The organism is Streptomyces sp. GL_148 (assembly GCF_057834205.1).
In genome coordinates, this window is sequence record NZ_CM174396.1 from 5,157,299 (window position 1) to 5,177,471 (window position 20,173).

Sequence of the window (20,173 nt, forward strand, 5' to 3'; positions counted from 1 at the left end):
GGCATCCGTGCGGTCACGTCATCGGGTCGGCCTGGTGGAGCGGGGAGGGAGGGGGTGTTTCAGGCGGTGGTGGTGGTGGAGGCGGTGGCGGCGGAGGCGGTGGCGGCGGAGGCGGTGGAGGCGGTGGCGGTCCGCCAGGGGAGTTCCGCGGTCACGGTCGTGCCGCCACCGGCCGGGGAGTCCACGACGAGCACCCCGTCCACGGCGTCGATCCGCTCGGCCAGCCCCGCCAGTCCCGATCCGGCCACCGCGTCGGCCCCGCCGACACCGTCGTCGGCGACCTGGATCAGCAGCCGCTCGCCGGACTTCCACACGTCGACCCCGGCCCTACGAGCCCTCGAGTGCTTGCTCACGTTCTGCAGCAGCTCCGACACGGTGAAGTAGGCGATCCCCTCGATCGCCGCCGCCGGCCGCGAGGGCAGCTCCACGGTCACCCGTACGGGCACCGCGCACCGGGAGGCCACCGAGGACAGCGCCGCGTCCAGACCCCGGTCGGTCAGCACCGCCGGGTGGATCCCGCGGGCCAGGTCCCGGAGCTCCTGCAGAGCGATCTTCACTTCCCCGTGCGCCTCGTCCACCATGCGGGCGGCGGCCTGCGGATCCTCCGTCAGCTTTTCCTTCGCCAGCCCCAGGTCCATGGCCAGCGCCACCAGCCGGGCCTGCGCACCGTCGTGCAGATCGCGCTCGATGCGCCGCAGGTCGGCCGCGGCGGTGTCGACCACGACACCCCGGTCGGACTCCAGCTCGCTGACCCGGTGCGCGAGCCGGGAAGGCCCGAGCAGCCCGGAGACGAGCACCCGGTCCACGGTGGTCAGCGCGCGGACCACCCAGGGGGTGGCGAGGGTGAGGGCGGCCCCGGTCGCGCAGGTCGCCGCGATCGCGAGCGGGGAGTCCAGGTAGAAGGCGTAGTCGTCGTTCTGGAAGAGCTGCAGCCCCGGCTGGTCGGTGAACGCCGGGAACACCCAGAACCAGAGCGGGTAGAGCAGCATGGCCCACCCGTAGGCCCAGAACGTCAGGGCCACGCAGAAGGCGAACACCGCCCACGGGAAGTGGATCACCGAGTACAGCACGTGCCGCCAGGCGCTCCCGCTCTTGAGCAGCGCCCCCATCCGGGCGATCGCCCCGCCCTTCTGCGCCCGGATCGGCGCGGGCTCGGCGATGTCGTGGCCGAGCATCCCGCGCACCCGGGCCCGCTCCACCCGCCCGAACCCGCGGCACATGGCCAGCACCCCGGCCAGCACCGGGACCCCGAGGAAGGTGACGAGCAGCCCGGCGCCGAGGCTGACGCCGGTGATGGCGAGCGAGAAGTACAGGGTGCTGAGCGGCAGCCCGAGCATCAGGTACCCGAACTCCCGCCAGGTCCGCCCCTCGAAGGGAGCCCGCACCACCCTGCCGAACCCGCTGTCGCTGTGTGCGCCGCTACCCATATCGCCAACCCGCCCTTCATCCACTGTGTCCCCCCACCCTCCCGCGGCCCCCTGCCGCAAACCATCCGGCAGGTCGGCCTCTCCCCCGGGGGGTTAACCCCACCCCGGGGCAGGCCCGGGGCCACGGCTATCGCCGCCGCTACGCGGAGGCCGAGTCCCCCACCCGCCCTTCGCCCGTTCCCTGGACTCCGCCCAGACCCGCGCCCCAAACGCAGGCGGGGCTGGATCACCCTGCAGGGTGTTCCAGCCCCAGCGGCCGGCACGTGTCGAGGGGCGTAGCCGAAATCCAGGCGCCTACGGCCGGCACGTGTCGAGGGGCGTAGCCGAAATCCAGGCGCCTATGGCCGGCACGTGTCGAGGGGCGTAGCCGAAATCCAGGCGCCTATGGCCGGCACGTGTCGAGGGGCGTAGCCGAAATCCAGGCGCCCTACGGCCCACACGTGCCGACGGGCGCAGCCGAAATCCAGGCGCCCTACGGCCCGCACGTGCAGACGGACGTAGCCAAAATCCAGCCCCGCCGGCGTTTGAGGCGCGGGGGTCCGGGGGCTGGTCCCCGGGTACGGCGCCGCACCCACCCACGGCGGGCAGCACCACGCCCCCCACACCAGCCCCGCCATCGCCCGAGGCGGACGGGCCCCCGGCCCGGCCAGGACTCGGCCCCGCTGCGCGGAGCGTTATCGCGAGGCCCGCTCCCGCCACGGCAGCTCCGCCGTGACCACGGTCCCCTCCCCCTCGGGAGACTCCACCACCAGCACGCCATCCACCGCGTCGAGCCGCTCGCTCAACCCCGCCAGCCCGGACCCGGCAGCCGCGTCCGCTCCACCGCGCCCGTCGTCCGACACCCGGATCAGCAGCCGCCCGTCGGCGGAGCCACCCGTCCGCCACACCTCGACCTCCGCGCACCGAGCGCCCGGCCCCGCGTGCTTGCTCACGTTCTGCAGCAGCTCCGAGACCACGAAGTACGCGATCCCCTCGATCGCCTCCGCCGGCCGCGCCGGCAGATCCACCGCCACCTTCACGGGGACCAGGCACCGGGAGGCCACCGAGGACAGCGCCGCGTCCAGCCCCCGGTCGGTCAGCACCGCCGGGTGGATCCCGCGGGCCAGGTCCCGCAGCTCCTGGAGGGCGATCTTCACCTCTCCGTGCGCCTCGTCCACCATCGCCGCCGCCCCTTCGGGGTCCTCCAGCAGCTTCTCCTTGGCCAGGCCCAGCCCCATCGCCAGCGCCACCAGCCGGGCCTGCGCCCCGTCGTGCAGGTCGCGCTCGATGCGCCGCAGGTCCGCCGCCGCGGTGTCGACCACGACACCGCGGTCGGACTCCAGCTCGGCGATGCGCCGCTCCAGCTCGTCGGACGGCGACAGCAGGCCCCGTACCATCGCCCGATCCACGTTCGCGAGCCCGCGGACCACCCACGGCAGCACCGGCCACAGCACGAACAGTCCGGTCAGTGCCACACTGAAAGTGAGCACCGCCCACGGCAGGCGGATCAGCTCGAACAGCACGGTCCGCCACGCCACCGGGTCCTTGAGGCTCGCCCACAGCCAGGGGAAGAACCCCCCGGACCGCCCCGGCCCCGGCATCGGCGTCGGCTCGTCGACCCGTATGCCCAAGAGGCCGCGGGCCCGCCCCCGTTCCAGTCGTCCCAATTGGCGAGACATGAACAGACCACATGCGAACAGCGGCAGACCGATCGCGGTCACCGACAGACCGCCCGCGGTCGACACCATCACCACCGTGAAGACGAACCCGATGAGGGCGGCGGGCAAATTGCTCAACAGGTAAGCGATTTCCTTCCACGTCACGGCATCGAGGGGTGCGCGTACGGGAGGAGGAGCGCCATCGTCGGGGGTGTGCTTGCTCGCGGTCATGCGCCCACCCTGCCAAGCGTGCGGGCCCGATGCCATGGGGTAGCCGGGCCGAGGTAAACGGGGGATAACCCCACCCCGTGGAGCCCAGGCCCTAGACTCCCGTCCGTACCAGATCAACCTGATCGTCGACAGTGGCCGAGGAACGAGGAACGGACGTGCCCGAACCAACGGTATCGACCGTATCCGTGCTCGCAGCGGACTACTTCCGAACGTATTCGGTCGTCGGTCTCCTGGCCGCGCTCGGCGTGCTCTTCGTGGCGGTGGCGTTCGGCGCCAACCGCCTGCTGAGTCCGTCCGTCCCGACCCGCGAGAAGCTGCTGACCTACGAGTGCGGTGTGGACCCGGTCGGCGAGGGCTGGGCGCACACCCAGGTCCGCTACTACGTCTACGCCTTCCTCTACGTCGTCTTCGCCGTCGACTCGATCTTCCTCTTCCCCTGGGCGACGGTGTTCGCCGCCGCCGGTTACGGCGCCACGACGCTGGTGGAGATGTTCATCTTCCTCGGCTTCCTGGCCGTCGGCCTGCTCTATGCGTACAAGAAGGGCGTCCTCGAATGGCTGTGACCCCGGCCGGTACCCCGGCCGTGCCGTCGGAGCCGCAGCTGCTCCCGGAGCCGAAGCGGCTGGGCGTCCTGTCCCGCCTCGCGCCCGAGCCCATGAAGGTGGTCCTCAACTGGGGCCGCCGCTACAGCCTGTGGGTCTTCAACTTCGGCCTCGCCTGCTGCGCGATCGAGTTCATCGCGGCCTCGATGGCCCGCCACGACTTCATCCGGCTCGGCGTCATCCCCTTCGCGCCGGGCCCGCGCCAGGCGGACCTCATGATCGTCTCCGGCACGGTGACGGACAAGATGGCCCCGGCCGTCAAGCGGCTCTACGAGCAGATGCCCGAGCCCAAGTACGTGATCTCCTTCGGCGCCTGCTCCAACTGCGGCGGCCCGTACTGGGACTCGTACTCGGTGACGAAGGGCGTCGACCAGATCATCCCGGTCGACGTCTACGTCCCCGGCTGCCCGCCCCGCCCCGAGGCGCTGCTGCAGGGCATCCTCAAGCTCCAGGAGAAGATCGCCCGCGAATCGCTGGCGGAGCGCTACACGAACACGCCTCCGCCGTCGCCCGCACAACTCACGAGCGGCCTGGTATCCCCTCCCCCTGCTCCCGCTGCTACCCCTGCTCCCCCTGCTCCCGGGACGGACGCGTGAACCTCTACGACTCCCTCCCCGACGCGGCGGGAACGGTCTTCGGCGAGGAAGCCGTCGGGTCCTTCGCCTACTCCGTCCTCACGGTCGACGTCCCCACCGCGAGCTGGATCCCCGCGCTGGAGATCGCCCGCGACAAGCTGGGCTGCACCTACTTCGACTGGCTGAGCGCGGTGGACGAGCCGGGCACGGGCTTCCGCATCTGCGCGCACGTCGTCTCCCTGGAGAACCACCGCGTACGCCGCCTCCTGCTGCGGACCACCGTCCCGCACTCGGCGCCCTCCCTGCCCTCGGCCGTCGCCGTCTACGCGGGCGCCGAATGGCACGAGCGCGAAACCTTCGAGATGTTCGGCGTCGTCTTCACCGACCACCCCAACCTCGTCCCGCTGCTCCTCCCGGAGAACTTCGAGGGCCACCCGCTGCGCAAGGACTTCGTCCTCGCGGCGCGCGTCGCCAAGGCCTGGCCGGGCGCGAAGGAGCCGGGCGAGGCGCACGACCCGGACGCGCCGAAGCGCCGCCAGATGCTCCCGCCGGGCGTACCGGACCCCAATGACTGGGGCCCGATGAAGGGCCAGCTCCCCCCGGCCCCCGCCCGCCCCGCCCGCACCCCCCGCGCGGCGGCCGGCGCTGCCGGCGACCGCCCGGCCCGCACCCCGCGCGCGGCGGCCGGGGCCCCCGGCGACCGCCCGGCGCGCACCCCCCGCGAAGGCACCCCGCCCTCGCCGACCTCGACCGAAGCCCCCGAGGCCGGGACCGACGCGCCCCCGGCCCGTCCGGTACGCCGCTCCCGCTCGGTCACAGACGGCTCCGCGAGCCAGGCGCAGGCCGCCTTGCCCACGGAAACAGCCCCGACTCCGGCGTCGGCTGCTTCGGCCCCGGCGGCAGCCACCCCGGCTCCTACGGAGGCCACCCCGGCTCCTACGGCGGCCGCTCCGGCCCCGGCGGCAGCCACCCCGGCTCCGGCGGCAGCCGCTCCGGCTTCTACGGAGGCCACCCCGGCTCCTACGGCGGCCGCTCCCGCCCCGGCGGCGGCCGCTCCGGCTCCGGCGGCAGCCGCTCCGGCCCCTGCGGAGGCCACCCCGGCTCCTACGGCGGCTGCTCCGGCCCCGGCGGCTGCCACCCCGGCCGCCTCAACCGAGGCGGCCCCGGCGGCAGCGACGCCGGCTGAAACGAGCCCGGCCCCGGCCGAGGCGGCCCCGGGCCGCCCGGTGCGCCGTACCCGGTCGGCTTCCGAAGGCTCGGCGAGCCAGGCGGAGGCCCCGGCCGACGCAGCCGGCACCCCGGAGGCGGAGCCGGGCACCGGTGGAGCCCCTGCCCGCGCGCCGCGCCGTACCCGCTCGGTCGCGGACGGCTCCGCGAGCCAGACCGCGGCTCCGGCCGAAGCCGAGGGCACGCCCGCGGCGGAACCACAGACCCCGGCGCGCCCGGTACGCGGCAGCACGGACGCCCCCTGGCACAACCCGAAGCCCGCCTTCGACACCCCTCCGGCCGAGCCGGCCGAGCCAGCCGAACCAGCTGCTCCGGCAGATCCGGTTGACCAAGCGACCCCGGCCGCTCCGCCGACCCCGACCCCTGCGGCGGCTGCGGCCAAGGCTGAACCGCCCGCTCCGGCGACCCCGCCTGCTCCGGCGGACCAGGCCGCTTCGGCCGACGGCCCGGCGGGCTCCGCCGAGCCCGAGTCCGAGTCCGAGCCCGAGTCCGAGCCCGAGTCCGAGCCCGAGCCCGAGCCCGAGTCCGAGTCCGAGCAGGAGCCCGGGTCCAAGTCCGCCCCCAAGACGGACCCCTCGGACACGGACCCCACCCCCAACGACCCCACCGGAGGCGCCGCGTGAACGACGTCCTCGACGTCGCCCTGCGGCTGATCGTCGTCTTCGCCGTCTTCCTCGTGCTCCCGCTCGTCGTCGGGCAGACCGAGCACAAGGTGATGGCCCACATGCAGGGCCGCCTCGGCCCCATGTACGCCGGCGGCTTCCACGGCTGGGCCCAGCTCGTCGCCGACGGAGTCAAGTTCGCGCAGAAGGAAGACATCGTCCCGGCCAACGCCGACCGCCGCGTCTTCCAGATCGCCCCCGCCGTCGCGCTCCTCCCGTACCTCCTGGTGCTCCTCGTCATCCCCATCGGCCCCGGCGAAGGCGCCGTCGGCCAGGTCATCGACGCCGGGCTCTTCTTCGCGCTCGCCGTCATGGGCATCGGCGTGCTCGGCTCGCTGATGGCCGGCTGGGCCTCCGCGAACAAGTTCTCCCTCCTCGGAGGCCTCCGCACCGCCGCCCAGCTGCTCGCCTACGAGCTCCCCATGCTGCTCGCGGCGGCCTCGGTCGCCATGGCCGCCGGAACGGTGTCGCTCCCCGGCATCGTCGGTGCCTTCGAGTGGTGGTGGCTGCCCTGGCAGATCGTCGGCGGGCTCGTCTTCTTCACCGCCGGCCTCGCCGAACTCCAGCGGCCCCCCTTCGACATGCCCGTCGCCGACTCCGAGATCATCTTCGGCGCGTACACCGAGTACACGGGCCTGCGCTTCGCGCTGTTCCTGCTCGCCGAGTACGCCGGCATCGTCGTCCTGTGCGCCCTGACCACCGTCCTCTTCCTCGGCGGCTGGCACGGCCCCTTCGGCGGCGACGACTTCGGCTGGATCTGGACCCTGCTCAAGATCGCCGCGCTCTCCTTCGTGGTGATCTGGCTCCGCGTGAGCTACCCCCGGCTGCGCGAGGACCAGCTCCAGAAGCTCTCCTGGACCGTACTCATCCCGCTCGCGCTCGCCCAGATCGCGCTCACCGGCATCGTGAAGGTGGCGATCCAGTAAATGCCTCCCATCCCCGGCTCCGGCCTCGCCAAGGGCCTGGCCGTCACGCTGCGCACGATGACGAAGCGCTCGCACACCGCCCAGTACCCCGAGGTGCAGCCCGAACTCCCGCCGCGCTCGCGCGGGGTCATCGGCCTGTTCGAGGAGAACTGCACGGTCTGCATGCTGTGCGCGCGCGAGTGCCCCGACTGGTGCATCTACATCGACTCCCACAAGGAGACGCTCCCGGCCGCCGCCCCCGGTGGCCGTGAGCGCAGCCGCAACGTCCTCGACCGCTTCGCCATCGACTTCTCCCTCTGCATGTACTGCGGGATCTGCATCGAGGTGTGCCCCTTCGACGCACTGTTCTGGTCGCCGGAGTTCGAGTACGCCGAGACCGACATCCACGAACTGACCCACGAGCGCGACAAGCTGCGCGAGTGGATGTGGACCGTCCCGGCCCCGCCCGCCCTGGACCCGGCCGCCGAGGAGCCCAAGGAGATCGCGGCCGCCCGCAAGGCCGTGGAGAAGGCGGAGACCGCAGCTGCGGCAGCCGCCGCTGCCGCAGCCGCCGAGGCGAACCCCGACACCACGGCCCAGGACCAGAACCCGGCCCAGGACCAGGCCCAGAACCCGGCCCCGGAAGGAGACGCGTGATCACCGCAGCCGCCCAAGGCAACGGCTTCCTCTCCCCTACCGGCGTCGAGATCGCCTTCGTCCTCGTCGGCCTCGCCACCCTCGGCGCGGCCGCCGTCACGGTCACCACCAAGCAGCTCGTGCACGCCGCCCTGTGGTTGGTCGTCGCGCTCGGCGGGATCGCCGTCGAGTACCTGCTTCTGACCGCCGAGTTCATCGCCTGGGTCCAGGTGCTGATCTACCTCGGTTCCGTGGTCGTCCTCCTCCTCTTCGGGCTGATGCTCACCAAGGCCCCCATCGGCCGCTCACCGGACGCCGACTCCGGCAACCGCCCGGTCGCGCTCGGCGTCGCCCTCGTCGCGGCCGCCGCGCTCGTCTGGGTGGTCGTCGACGCCTTCCGCACCACCTGGATCGACCTCGACGGCCCCGCCCAGGGCTCCACCAAGGTCTCCGGAGAGACCCTCTTCCGGCACTGGGTGCTGCCGTTCGAGGCGCTCTCCGTCCTCCTCCTCGCGGCCCTGATCGGCGCCATCGTGCTGTCCCGCAAGGACACCCCCGACACCGCGCCCTCCGCCGCCGCGACCCCCGGCGCGCCCGCCACCGACAAGAAGGGGCAGCGCTGATGCACCTCGCCTACCCCGCCGTGCTGGCGGCGCTCCTCTTCTGCACGGGCCTGTACGGAGTGCTCGCCCGCCGCAACGCCATCCTGGTCCTGATGTCCGTCGAGCTGATGCTCAACGCCGTCAACCTCAACCTGGTGGCCTTCGACGTCTGGCTGCGCGACAGCCTGCACGCCGGCCAGGCCCTCACCCTCTTCACCATCGCCATCGCCGCCGCCGAGATCGGCATCGGCCTCGCGATCGTGCTGATGGTCTACCGCAACCGGGGCACCGCGGACGTGGACCGACTGCGCGACACCGCCGAGGGCCACGAGCAGGACGGCTTGACCCCGGACAGCGCGGACAGCGCGAACCCTGCGACCGGAGCCGCCGCGTGAGCACCCCGACCCTCGCCGTACTGGTCCCCCTCCTGCCCTTCCTGGGCGCGCTGGCGGGACTGTTGCTCGGCCGCACCGCCCCCGGCTTCGTCAAGCCGCTCGCCGTCCTGCCGACGCTGGCCGCCGCCGTCCTCGCCGTCCTGGTCGCCTTCCGCCAGGCCGGCGGCAAGGCGATCGACACGGCGACCGAGCTGACCCCGACCGGCTCGGTGCCCATCGAGCTCTCGCTCTACCTGGACGGCTTCGCCGTCATGGTGGCCGTCCTCGTGGGCGTCGTCGCCACCTGCGTGCAGATCTACTCGACGGCCTACCTGCGCGAGGACCCGCGCTACCCGTCCTACGCCGCCCTGGTCTCACTGTTCACCTCCGCCATGATGCTCGTCGTCTACTCCGGCGACCTGATGGTGCTGCTGGTCGGCTGGGAGATCATGGGCATCTGCTCGTACTTCCTGGTCGGCCACTACTGGGAGACCGAGGCGGCCCGCTCCGCCTCCCTGAAAGCCTTCCTCGTCACCAAGCTGGGCGACGTCCCCTTCCTCATCGGCCTGTTCGCGCTCGCCACCGACGCCGGGTCCTTCCAGATCACCAAGATCCTGGGCACCGTCGCCGCGGGCGGGCTCGACCACCCGACGCTCATCGCGCTCCTCCTGCTGGCCGGAGTCGCGGGCAAGTCCGCGCAGTTCCCGCTGCACACCTGGCTTCCGGACGCCATGGCGGGCCCCACCCCGGTCTCCGCACTGATCCACGCCGCGACGATGGTCGCCGCCGGTGTCTACTTCGTGGCCCGCCTCCTCCCCGTCTTCGCGGCGTCCCGGGCCGCACTGGTGGTCATGGCCGTCATGGCGGCCGTCACGATGGTCGGCTCCGCCCTCGCCGCCCTGGCCCAGGACGACATCAAGCGGGTCCTCGCCTACTCCACGATCGGCCAGCTCGGCTACATGACCGGGGCCCTGGCCGTCGGCGACCGCGCGGCCGCCGTCTTCCACCTCCTGTCCCACGGCGCCTTCAAGGCGCTCCTGTTCCTCGGCGCCGGCGTGATCATCCACGCCGCGGGGACGAACTCCCTCGCCGCCATGTCCCGCATGGACGGCCTGCCCAAGCGCATCCCCGACGCCTTCTGGACGATGACGATCGCGCTGCTCGCGCTCGCCGCCTTCCCGCCCTTCGCCGGCTTCTTCTCCAAGGAAGCCGTCCTCGTCGCGGCCGAGCACACCGCCGGCGGCCACTCGGAGTTCGCCCCGAGTGCGGCCGGCTGGGTGGTCCTCGTCGCCGGCGTGCTGACCGCCCTGCTCACCGCCGCCTACGCCACCCGGCTGTGGCTGATGGCCTTCCGCGGCCGGGGTGCGGCCGCACCCGACCACGGCAAGGAGCCCGTCGCCATGACCGGCGTGCTGTGGCTGCTGGCCGTCCCGTCCGTCGGCTTCGGCCTGCTGGCCGGGCCGCTGTCCGACTTCTTCGACGGCCGCGAGCTCACCCCGTCGCTGACGACCTCGGTCCTCGGCACGGGCGCCGCCGCCGTCGGCGCGGTCCTCACCTACGCCCTGTGGCAGCGCGCCCAGGCCCAGGCAGCCCTCGCCGCGGCCGGAGCCGGCCCCGCCAAGGTGCCCGCCACCGATGCGGTACCCGCGTCCGTCGCAGCCGCCGAGTCCGCTGCCGAGACCCCCGAGGTCGGCGAGGTCACCCACGACCACCCGGTCGTCTCCACCGCCCCCGCCGCCGACCCCGGTCGCGCGCTGCTCGGCCCGCTGCACCGGCACGCCGCCGTCGGCTTCCACCTCGACGCCGTCTACGACCGCCTGTTCGTCCGCCCCGTCCGAGCCGCCGCAGCCCTCGTACGCTTCCTCGACCGCGAGGTGGTGGACTCGTACGTCCGTGGCGCGGGCCTCGGCCCCCGGCTGCTCGGCGGCCTCGTACGCCGCGCCCAGACCGGCAACGTGCAGAGCTACCTGAGTGCCCTGCTCGCCGGCGCCGTGGTCCTGGCGATCGCCACCGCCGTCCTCGCCAACGTCAACGCCGGATCGTGAGCCGTGAGTCAGCCGTGATTGATATCAGCCCGTCCGTGATGCAGTTCCTTCTGGCGTTCGTCGTGGCCGGACCCCTCGTCGGTGCGGTCGCCGCCCTCCTGCCGGCCCCGCCCGGACTGAAGGGAAAGAGCCCCGAACAGGCCGTCCTGCGCCACGGCGTGACCGTGACCGGTGCCATCCTCGCCGCGGCGATCGTCCTCGCCGTGGGCTTCGACCACGACGCCCCGTCCCGCTTCCAGGCGACGACGGACATCAGCTGGATCCAGGCGCTGAACGTCCGGATCCACCTCGGCATCGACGGCATCTCGCTCCCCCTCCTCCTGATGACCGCGCTGCTGTTCTTCCTCTGCGCGCTCTACAGCTACTTCAAGCTCCCCGCGGGCCCTTCCGCGAAGGCCTTCGTCGCCCTGCTCCTGGTCCTGGAGTCCGGCACCCTCGCCACCTTCGCCGTCCTGGACCTGATGCTGTTCTTCCTCGCCTTCGAGATGGTCCTCATCCCGATGTACTTCCTCATCGCCCGCTGGGGCGGTGCTCAGCGGCAGGCCGCCGCCTGGAAGTTCATCCTCTACACGCTCCTCGGCTCCGTCGTCATGCTGCTCGGTCTGCTGCTGATCGGACTGAACAGCGGCACTTTCGACATGGTGGCACTCGCCTCTGACAATGGCCGCGAACTGTCCCACACCACCCAGGTCCTGGCCGTTCTGGCCATCGGGATCGGCCTCGCCGTGAAGACCCCGATGTGGCCGCTGCACAGCTGGCTGCCGGACGCCCACACCGCCGCACCCACCGTCGGTTCCGTCCTCCTCGCGGGCGTCCTGCTGAAGATGGGCACCTACGGGTTCGTCCGGATCCTGCTGCCCGCCACCCCCGACGGCATGGCCACCTTCGCCCCGTACCTGGGCGCCTTCGCCGCCGTGGGCATCGTCTACGGGTCCCTGGCCTGCCTTGCCCTCGCCCGCAAGGGCAACAAGGGCGACCTCAAGCGCCTCATCGCGTACTCCTCGGTCGGCCACATGGGCTTCGTGCTGCTCGGCATCGCCTCCATGACCCCCACCGGAGTCAACGGCGCGCTCTTCGCCAACGTCGCGCACGGCCTGATCACCGGCCTCCTCTTCTTCCTGGTCGGCGCCCTCAAGGACCGCTACGGCACCGCCGACCTCGACACCCTCGCCGGAGCCACCGGAGCGGCCCTCTACGGCCGCGCCCCCCGTTTCGGCGCCCTCCTCGCTTTTGCCGCCATCGCCTCGCTCGGCCTCCCCGGCCTGGCCGGCTTCTGGGGCGAGATGCTGGCCCTCTTCGGCGCGTTCGAGCCGGCCGAGGGCCTGTCGCGGCCCGCGTTCCTCACGTACATGTCCGTCGGCGCGTTCGGCACCCTGCTCACCGCCGCCTATCTTCTGATCGTCGTACGGCGGGTGTGCATGGGCGACCCGAAGGCCGCGCGCGAAAGCGCCGCCGCCCCCGTGGTCCTCGCGGACATCCAGCGCTACGAGTACGCCGCCTGGACCCCGCTCGTCGCCCTCACCCTCCTCGCCGGCCTGTGGCCCGCGGTCCTCCTCGGCCTCACCGACCCGGCCGTCCAGAAGCTCCTCGCGGGAGGGAACTCATGACGGTCCTCAGCCCCATCACCATCACCAGCACCGCCATCGCCGCCGCCGACGGCCCCAGCATGGTCCAGTCCGTCGACTGGCTCGCCATCGCGCCGGTCGTCATCACCGCCTCCGTCGGCCTCCTCGTGCTGGTCGCCGACCTCTTCCTGCCGGAGCGCCGCAAGCCGCTGCTCGGCTGGATCTCCATCGCCGGACTGGCCGCCGCGACCGCCACCCTGCTGCCGCTGCGCGCCGGCGACCGCACCACCTTCTGCCTGACCGGGCCCGGTACGGCCGACCCCGCCGCGTGCAGCTACGCCGCCGACCACTTCGCGCTCGTCGTCCAGTTCCTCGTCCTGGGCGGCGCCCTGATCACCGCCCTGCTGTCGGTCACGGCCGTCCGCGAGGCGCGCATGCCGGCCGGTGAGTACTGGTTCCTGTTGCTCTCCTCCGCCGCCGGCGCGGCCCTGCTGCCCGCCTCCCGCGACCTCGCCACCCTGATCGTCGCCCTCGAAGTCGCCTCGCTGCCCGCCTTCGCGCTCGTCGGCATGCGGCGCGGCGACCGGCTCTCCTCCGAGGCCGCCCTCAAGTTCTTCCTGTCCTCCGTCACCGCCACCGCCGTGTCCCTGATGGGCGTCAGCTTCGTCTACGCCGCCACCGGCTCCCTGCACCTCACCCAGGTCGCCGACCGGCTCGGGAACGTCCCCGGGCAGCTCGACACCCTCGCCATGGCCGGCGTCGCGCTCACCCTGGTCGGCTTCGCCTTCAAGACGGCCGCCGTCCCCTTCCACTTCTGGGTCCCGGACACCTACGTGGGCGCCCCGCTGCCCGTCGCCGGATACCTGTCGGTCATCGGCAAGGCCGTCGGTTTCACCGGCCTCATCCTCGTCACGGTGATCGCCTTCCCCGCGTACTCCGACGTCTGGGGCCCCGCCCTCGCCGTCCTCGCCGCGCTCACCATGACCCTCGGCAACGCCGCGGCCCTGCGCCAGTCCGCCGACCGGCCGGGCGGCGCCGTACGGCTGCTCGCCTGGTCCTCCGTGGGCCAGGCCGGCTACCTGCTGGTCCCGATCGCGGCCGCCGCCTACGCCGGCCGCGACCAGATCGGCTCCACCGTCGCCTACGCACTCATGTACGCCGCCGTGAACCTCGGCGCCTTCGCCGTGGCCGCCCTGGTGGCCCGTACCAAGCCCCTGCACCGGCTCTCCGACTACCGGGGCCTGTACGCCGAGAGGCCGCTCGCCGCCCTCGCGATGGCCTTCTTCCTGCTCTGCCTGGCCGGTCTGCCGCCGGGCATCATCGGGCTCTTCGCGAAGGTCACCGTCTTCCGCTCGGCGGTCGATGCGGGGCTGGGCTGGCTCGCCGTGGTCATGGCCGTCAACGTCGTCATCGCGCTGTACTACTACCTGCGCTGGACCGCCCTGCTCTTCCGCGCCCCCGACGGGCACGCGGCCCAGGAGGGCGCGCAGGAGGGAGCCCAGCAGGGCGGGCAGCCCCGTACGAGGACCCCCTGGCCGGTCACGGCGGCCATCGTGCTCACCGCCGCCACCGCCCTGGTCCTCTCCGGCGCCCCGCAGCTCGTCCTGCGCTTCGCCACGGGCAGCCTCTTCCCGCTGTAGAGCCGGAGCGCAACGGGAGCGCAGCCGGAGCCCTGCCAGAGACCCGTGAGGGCCCGGTCAGGGCCCCGTCGGAGCCGTGGGCTGCCCCGCGCCCGTAACCCGTACGGCCTAACCTCCATCGCGCCCGCCGCGGCCCCGCCCCCCGGTCCACCGGGACGGCGGGGACGGGCGCGCCCGGGGAACCTGCCGCGCTCACCTCGCGTTGACCAGGAAGGAAGGGTCCACTGGACCGTAGGCCCTCCGATCCGCAGATCCTGGACGGGTTCCCCTGCCGCACCACTTGGAGGGCGCACCGTGCACCGCCGGCACAACGGGCTGAAGACCGCCGTACTCCTCGGTGGTCTGTCGGCCCTCATCATCCTCATCGGAAGCTTCTTCGGCCGGGGCGGCCTGATCGTCGCCGTCCTCGTGGCCCTCGGCACCAACGCGTACGCGTACTGGAACAGCGACAAGCTGGCGCTGCGCGCGATGCGGGCCCGCCCCGTCAGCGAGTTCGAGGCACCCGAGCTCTACCGCATGGTGCGCGAGCTCTCCACGTCCGCGCGCCAGCCCATGCCCCGGCTCTACATCTCCCCGACGGAGGCCCCCAACGCCTTCGCCACCGGCCGCAACCCGCGCAACGCCGCGGTCTGCTGCACCGAGGGCATCCTGCGCATACTCGACGAGCGCGAGCTGCGCGGGGTCATCGGCCACGAGCTCAGCCACGTCTACAACCGCGACATCCTCATCTCGTCCGTTGCGGGCGCCCTCGCCTCCGTGATCATGTTCCTGGTCAACTTCGCGTGGCTGATCCCCATCGGCCGCTCCAACGACGACGAGGGTCCGGGGCTCTTCGGCATGCTGTTGATCATGATCCTGGGCCCGCTGGCGGCCTCCGTGATCCAGCTCGCCATCAGCCGCTCGCGCGAGTACGACGCGGACGCCTCCGGGGCCCAGCTCACCGGGGACCCGCTCGCCCTCGCCAGCGCCCTGCGCAAGCTGGACGCCGGCACCAAGCAGCTCCCGCTGCCCGCCGAGCCGCGACTGGAGACCGCGAGCCACATGATGATCGCCAATCCCTTCCGTCCCGGCGAAGGATTGTCCAAGATGTTTTCCACGCACCCCCCGATGGCCGAGCGCATCGCCCGGCTCGAACAGATGGCAGGCCGCAGTCAATGAAGACCATCCTGAATCTCATTTGGCTCGTCCTCAGCGGAGTCTGGCTCTTCCTGGGCTACTGCCTGGCGGGTGTGATCCTCTGCATCACCATCATCGGAATCCCCTTCGGCATAGCCGCGTTCCGCATCGCCGTGTACGCCCTGTGGCCCTTCGGGTACACCGCCGTCGAGCGGCGTGACGCGGGCGCCGCGTCCTGCGTCGGGAACGTGCTGTGGCTGGTCCTGGCGGGCTGGTGGCTGGCCCTCGGCCACATCGTCACCGGCATCGCGCTGTGCGTCACGATCATCGGCATCCCGTTCGGCATCGCCAACTTCAAGATGGTCCCGCTCTCCCTGCTCCCGCTGGGCCGCGAGATCGTTCCCACGGACGCTCCGTTCGCCTCGCGCTGACCCGGGCCGAGCCCGGATCCGGTTCATCCACTCGTATTAAAGTTCCGGGTTGCGGACGAGTGACGCGGACGAGCGGCACGCACAACGGGCAGGGAAGAACCGATGTCGACTGAGCCCCACCAGCCCTCTGAGCCCTCCGAGCCCTCCCAGTTCTGCGAGCACTCCGAGCCTTCTGAGCCCGCCGAGCTCCCCATGACCCTCTCGGTGGTCGTGCCGATGTACAACGAGGAGGACGCGCTGCCGGCCCTGGTCGGCAGGCTGCGCCCGGCACTCGACTCCATGGCCGTCCGCTACGAGGTCGTCGCCGTCGACGACGGCAGCAAGGACCGCACCGCGGAACTGCTCACCGAGTTCCAGACCAAATGGCCCGAGCTGCGGATCGTGCGGCTGCGCGGGAACTCCGGCCACCAGGCCGCCCTGACCGCGGGTCTGCACAGCGCCTCGGGCGCGTACGTGGCCAGCATCGACGCGGACCTCCAGGACCCGCCGGAGAAGATCCCGGAGATGCTCGACCTGGCCCGCGCGGACGGCCTCGACATCGTCTACGGGGTCCGGGCCGACCGCAGCACCGACACCGGGTTCAAGCGGCACACGGCCGGTGCGTACTACTGGCTGGTGCGCCGCCTGGTGGGCAAGCAGGTGCCCGCGCAGGCGGGCGACTTCCGGCTGCTGAGCCGCGCGGCGGTCGACGCCGTCAAGGCCATGCCCGACCAGCACCAGGTGTACCGCCTGCTCGTGCCGTGGCTCGGCTTCCCCAGCGGCCAGGTCACCTACCAGCGCGAGGAGCGGGTGGCGGGCGAGACCAAGTACCCGCTGAGCAAGATGCTCCGGCTCGGCGTCGACAGCGTCATCAACTTCTCCGCCGCTCCACTGCGCCTGGCGACCTGGCTGGGTGTGGCCAGCTTCTTCGGCTGCCTGCTGATGGTGGGCGCCACCCTGGCGATCTACCTGAAGGGCCACACCGTCCCCGGCTGGACCTCGCTGTTCATCGTGATGCTGTTCCTCGGCGGGGTGCAGCTGATCTGCGTCGGCCTGCTCGGCGAGTACATCGGCCGCATCTACACGGCGGTGCAGTGCCGGCCCACCTTCTTCGTCGGGTACGACTCGCACGCCGCGGGGGCGCGGAACACGGAACACCAAGCGGACTGAGGACCCTCCGACAGCTGCTGGGATCCCCTGAATTCCCAGGTCAGAGGGATTGTCAGTGGGGGGTGTCACTCTGTGTGCATGGATGACACCGAGCAGTTGCTGAAGCAAGTCGCCGGTCGTGCGCACACCTCCCACCAGGGGCGGCACGCGGCCACCGGCACCCCGGCCGCGCCCCTTCCGGCGCCCCTGGCCACCGCGGAACTGCACCGGGCCGAGGCCACCCTGGGCTTCGCCCTGCCGCCCCTCCTCGCGGCCCTCCACACCCGGGTCGCGGACGGTGGCTTCGGCCCGGAGTACGGCCTGCTCGCCCTGGAGCGCGCCGTCGCCGAATACACCGCGATGCGCGCGTCGGCCTGGCGCTGGCCCGAGGGCGTCCTGCCCATAGCCGACTTCGGCTGCGCCCTGCGCGCCTGCGTGGACTGCCGCTCGGCAACCGCCCAAGTCCTGCTGTTCGAACCGAACTCGGGCGACCCCGACCTCGCCTGGTTCCTCGAATCACCCGCGCTCGCCGACTGGTTGCGCGGCTGGCTCGACGGCAGCGCCTGGTTCAGCGAGGAATCGGGCGCGGGGGAGGAGTGGGACCTGGAGCTGACCCCCTGGGCAGGCTTCAGAGCCCGGGTGTGAGCCGCCGGCGCACGCCGTAGGCCAGCGCGCCCAGCGCCAGCACCGAGGCCCCCGCGACGGTCGACGCGGCGGGCAGCGCACAGGCCAGCACCACGCAGCCGGACAGCCCCACTACTGCCACGGCCCGGTCCTTGACACCTGAATCGAGAGTCCAAGCGGAGGCGTTCGCGATCGCGTAATAGGCGAGCACGCCGAAGGAGGAGAAGCCGATCGCGCCCCGCAGATCGGTGGTGGCCGCGAGCACCGCCACCACCGCGCCCACCGCCAGCTCGGCGTGGTGCGGCACCTGATGCCGCGGATGTACGGCGGCCAGCGCGCGCGGCAGATGGCCGTCCCGGGCCATCGCCAGGGTGGTCCGCGACACCCCGAGCACGAGCGCCAGCAGCGAGCCCAGCGCCGCCAGGGCCGCGCCCACCCGGACGACGGGAGTCAGCCCGGGCCAGCCCGCCGCGCGCACGGCGTCGGCCAGCGGAGCCGCCGACCGTGCCAGCCCGTCGGCTCCGAGCACCGACAGCGCCGCCACCGAGACCGCGGCGTAGACGAGCAGGGCGATCCCCAGGGCGAGGGGAACCGCCCGCGGGATCGTGCGCTCCGGGTCACGCACCTCCTCGCCGAGGGTGGTGATCCGGGCGTAGCCCGCGAAGGCGAAGAACAACAGCCCGGCGCCCTGGAGCAGCCCGGCGGCGGCCCAGTCCGAGCTGCCGAGACGGCCGGCGTCGGCCGCGCCCGAGGACAGGCACGCCACGACGACCCCGGCCAGGACGGCCAGCACCGCCGCCACGATCACCCGGGCGATCCGGGCGGACTTCTGGACCCCGCCGTAGCTCGCGGCGGTCAGCGCCGCCACCGCCGCCACGGCCACCGCGTGCTGCTGCCCGGGCCACGCGTAGGCCCCGACCGTGAGGGCCATCGCCGCGCAGGAGGCGGTCTTGCCGACGACGAAGCCCCACCCGGCCAGATATCCCCAGAAGGGCCCGAGCCGTTCGCGCCCGTACACGTAGGTGCCGCCCGAGGACGGATAGCGGGCGGCCAGCCGCGCCGAGGAGTGCGCGTTGCAGTAGGCCACCAGGGCCGCGAGCGCGAGCGCCGCGAGGAGCGCCCCGCCCGCCGCACGCGCCGCCGGGGCCAGTGCGGCGAAGATCCCGGCGCCGATCATCGCGCCGAGCCCGACGACGACCGCGTCGAAGACGCCCAGGGTGCGCTTCATCTCGTGACTCGTGGCGTTGGCATTCCTGGCGTTCACGGGCGGAGAGTACCCGGGTTAGGTGACGCCTTCCCTGCCGGGGACGGGCGTGCGGCTGCGCTCCCAGCCGTCCAGTGCGGTCAGGCAGGCGTGGTCGAGGTGGCGCAGCCCGCTCAGATCCAGGCGGACGGCGCCGCCGCGGGGCAGCGCGTCCAGTTCGTCGAGCAGTTTGGGCAGCCGCAGGAAGCTGGCGTTCCCCAGGATCCGCACCCGAAGTTCGTCGCCCTCCCACACCGGCTCGATGTGGACGTGGGAGGTCTCCCAGGCCGCCTTGGCGACGGCGAGCCCCAGCCCGGCGAGCACCCCCTCGAAGAGGTTCGTGGCCACGATCGCCGAGGCCGTCGCCACCAGGACGACCGCCTCGCCCCGGTGCGACCGCCACAGGGCGGCCACCGCCCGCACCGGCAGCAGCTTCCAGCCGGCGTGCAGCAGCACCCCGGCCAGCGCGGCGAGCGGGACGGACTCCAGCAGCCCGGGGACGGCCACGGCGAACAGCAGCAGCCAGCCGCCGTGCAGGATCCGCGAGGCCCGAGTGCGGGCGCCGGCCTCGACGTTGGCGGCGCTGCGGACGATGACGGCGGTCATCGGCAGGGCACCGAGCAGCCCGCAGAGGGTGTTCCCGACGCCCTGGGCGACCAGTTCGCGGTCGTAGTCGGTCCGGTCCCCGTCGTGCATGCGGTCCACGGCGGCGGCACTGAACAGCGTCTCGGCGGAGGCGATCAGCGCGAGCGCGACCACGGTCCCGACGGCCCCCACGGAGGCGAGCACTCCGAAGTCCTCCCAGCCGGGCGGGGTCACGGCCGACAGGACGCCCGTGACCCGGACCCGGTCCACGGGCAGCCGCAGCAGTACGGCCGCGGCGGTCGCGGCCGCGACCCCGACGAGCGCCCCCGGCACGAGCCGCAGCCGTTCGGGCATCCGCCGCCAGGCCACCAGGACCGCGACGGTCCCGGCCCCGAGCGCCACGGCGGTCCAGTCGGCGCGCCCGCCGAGCTCCAGGAATCCGGCCAGTTTCTCCAGGGTCCGCGCCGGGGCCTCCACATCGGCCAGGGCGTACAGCTGACCGGCGATCAGCACGAGTCCGATGCCGGCCAGCATCCCGTGCACGACGGCCACCGAGATCGCCCGGAACCACCGCCCGAGCCGCAGCACTCCCATGCCCAGCTGCACCAGGCCTGCGGCCAGGACGAGTACACCGAGCGCGGGCAGCCCGTAGGTCCGCACGGCCTCGTAGACGAGCACGGTGAGCCCGGCGGCCGGGCCGCTCACCTGGAGGGAACTGCCCCGGAACCAGCCGGTGACCAGCCCGCCCACCACCCCGGTGAGGATCCCGAGCTCGGCCGGTACCCCGGAGGCGACGGCCACTCCGACGCAGAGCGGTAGCGCGACCAGGGCGACCACCACGGACGCCCCGAAGTCTTCACGTAACGTGCCTGCCCCAGGCATGTGGGAACCCCCTGTCGAGGCGGTGACGGACACCCC

18 protein-coding genes are annotated in these 20,173 nt (G+C 72.7%); 14 read left to right on the plus strand and 4 right to left on the minus strand.

The genetic code is table 11. The annotated features are described in order from the left end of the window. Positions 1–59: 59 nt before the first annotated feature. Both AC3IYI_RS23850 and AC3IYI_RS23855 read right to left on the minus strand, forming a co-directional pair. On the minus strand, positions 60–1,427 hold the full coding sequence (locus AC3IYI_RS23850; RefSeq protein ID WP_489405683.1) for a sensor histidine kinase: 1,368 nt from the start codon (positions 1,425–1,427) through the stop codon (positions 60–62). Between the two features lie 674 nt (positions 1,428–2,101). Then, positions 2,102–3,295 carry a sensor histidine kinase gene (locus AC3IYI_RS23855; RefSeq protein WP_489405684.1) on the minus strand — a complete coding sequence of 398 codons (1,194 nt, stop codon included), beginning with the start codon at positions 3,293–3,295 and terminating at the stop codon, positions 2,102–2,104. A gap of 155 nt (positions 3,296–3,450) precedes the next feature. On the opposite strand from AC3IYI_RS23855, the gene AC3IYI_RS23860 reads away from it, so the two are divergent. The 14 genes from AC3IYI_RS23860 to AC3IYI_RS23925 all read left to right on the plus strand — a co-directional run bounded on the left by AC3IYI_RS23860 (position 3,451) and on the right by AC3IYI_RS23925 (position 17,448). Continuing rightward, entirely contained in the window at positions 3,451–3,858 is a 408-nt protein-coding gene (locus tag AC3IYI_RS23860) for an NADH-quinone oxidoreductase subunit A (RefSeq protein ID WP_489370539.1), read from the plus strand. Beyond that, positions 3,849–4,493 (plus strand): NADH-quinone oxidoreductase subunit B, encoded by a 645-nt coding sequence (locus AC3IYI_RS23865; protein ID WP_489405685.1) that lies wholly within the window; start codon positions 3,849–3,851, stop codon positions 4,491–4,493. The genes AC3IYI_RS23860 and AC3IYI_RS23865 overlap by 10 nt, the downstream gene beginning before the upstream one ends. Beyond that, positions 4,490–6,322: an NADH-quinone oxidoreductase subunit C gene (locus tag AC3IYI_RS23870; RefSeq protein ID WP_489405686.1), complete on the plus strand. Its 1,833-nt coding sequence runs from the start codon at positions 4,490–4,492 to the stop codon at positions 6,320–6,322. The genes AC3IYI_RS23865 and AC3IYI_RS23870 overlap by 4 nt, the downstream gene beginning before the upstream one ends. Beyond that, positions 6,319–7,287, plus strand: a complete 969-nt coding sequence (locus AC3IYI_RS23875) for a complex I subunit 1/NuoH family protein (RefSeq protein WP_489405687.1) — start codon at positions 6,319–6,321, stop codon at positions 7,285–7,287. Before AC3IYI_RS23870 ends, AC3IYI_RS23875 begins: the two co-directional genes overlap by 4 nt. Continuing rightward, positions 7,288–7,923, plus strand: a complete 636-nt coding sequence (locus AC3IYI_RS23880; RefSeq protein ID WP_489405688.1) for a NuoI/complex I 23 kDa subunit family protein — start codon at positions 7,288–7,290, stop codon at positions 7,921–7,923. Next, positions 7,920–8,525 (plus strand): NADH-quinone oxidoreductase subunit J family protein, encoded by a 606-nt coding sequence (locus tag AC3IYI_RS23885; protein ID WP_489405689.1) that lies wholly within the window; start codon positions 7,920–7,922, stop codon positions 8,523–8,525. The genes AC3IYI_RS23880 and AC3IYI_RS23885 overlap by 4 nt, the downstream gene beginning before the upstream one ends. Beyond that, a complete protein-coding gene (nuoK, locus tag AC3IYI_RS23890; protein ID WP_489405690.1) occupies positions 8,525–8,899 on the plus strand; it encodes an NADH-quinone oxidoreductase subunit NuoK in 375 nt (124 codons plus the stop codon). Before AC3IYI_RS23885 ends, nuoK begins: the two co-directional genes overlap by 1 nt. Then, positions 8,896–10,923, plus strand: coding sequence for an NADH-quinone oxidoreductase subunit 5 family protein (locus AC3IYI_RS23895; RefSeq protein ID WP_489405691.1), 2,028 nt, complete (start codon positions 8,896–8,898; stop codon positions 10,921–10,923). The genes nuoK and AC3IYI_RS23895 overlap by 4 nt, the downstream gene beginning before the upstream one ends. Positions 10,924–10,961: 38 nt before the next feature. Continuing rightward, positions 10,962–12,530, plus strand: a complete 1,569-nt coding sequence (locus AC3IYI_RS23900; RefSeq protein WP_489411638.1) for a complex I subunit 4 family protein — start codon at positions 10,962–10,964, stop codon at positions 12,528–12,530. Then, positions 12,527–14,128, plus strand: coding sequence for an NADH-quinone oxidoreductase subunit N (locus AC3IYI_RS23905; protein ID WP_489405692.1), 1,602 nt, complete (start codon positions 12,527–12,529; stop codon positions 14,126–14,128). The genes AC3IYI_RS23900 and AC3IYI_RS23905 overlap by 4 nt, the downstream gene beginning before the upstream one ends. A gap of 294 nt (positions 14,129–14,422) precedes the next feature. After that, positions 14,423–15,286: a zinc metalloprotease HtpX gene (gene htpX, locus AC3IYI_RS23910; protein ID WP_489405693.1), complete on the plus strand. Its 864-nt coding sequence runs from the start codon at positions 14,423–14,425 to the stop codon at positions 15,284–15,286. After that, positions 15,283–15,675: a YccF domain-containing protein gene (locus tag AC3IYI_RS23915; protein ID WP_489405694.1), complete on the plus strand. Its 393-nt coding sequence runs from the start codon at positions 15,283–15,285 to the stop codon at positions 15,673–15,675. The genes htpX and AC3IYI_RS23915 overlap by 4 nt, the downstream gene beginning before the upstream one ends. Before the next feature lie 192 nt (positions 15,676–15,867). Next, positions 15,868–16,824, plus strand: a complete 957-nt coding sequence (locus AC3IYI_RS23920; RefSeq protein ID WP_489411639.1) for a glycosyltransferase family 2 protein — start codon at positions 15,868–15,870, stop codon at positions 16,822–16,824. A gap of 78 nt (positions 16,825–16,902) precedes the next feature. Continuing rightward, positions 16,903–17,448 carry an SMI1/KNR4 family protein gene (locus AC3IYI_RS23925; RefSeq protein WP_489405695.1) on the plus strand — a complete coding sequence of 182 codons (546 nt, stop codon included), beginning with the start codon at positions 16,903–16,905 and terminating at the stop codon, positions 17,446–17,448. Here the strand turns inward: AC3IYI_RS23925 and AC3IYI_RS23930 are convergent. Further along, positions 17,432–18,655, minus strand: a complete 1,224-nt coding sequence (locus tag AC3IYI_RS23930) for an APC family permease (RefSeq protein ID WP_489411640.1) — start codon at positions 18,653–18,655, stop codon at positions 17,432–17,434. The two genes, AC3IYI_RS23925 and AC3IYI_RS23930, sit on opposite strands and share 17 nt — an antisense overlap. 54 nt (positions 18,656–18,709) lie before the next feature. Continuing rightward, the gene (locus AC3IYI_RS23935) at positions 18,710–20,137 is read right to left on the minus strand and encodes a SulP family inorganic anion transporter (protein WP_489405696.1); all 1,428 of its coding nucleotides are present in this window, start codon (positions 20,135–20,137) and stop codon (positions 18,710–18,712) included. Between the last annotated feature and the right edge of the window lie 36 nt (positions 20,138–20,173).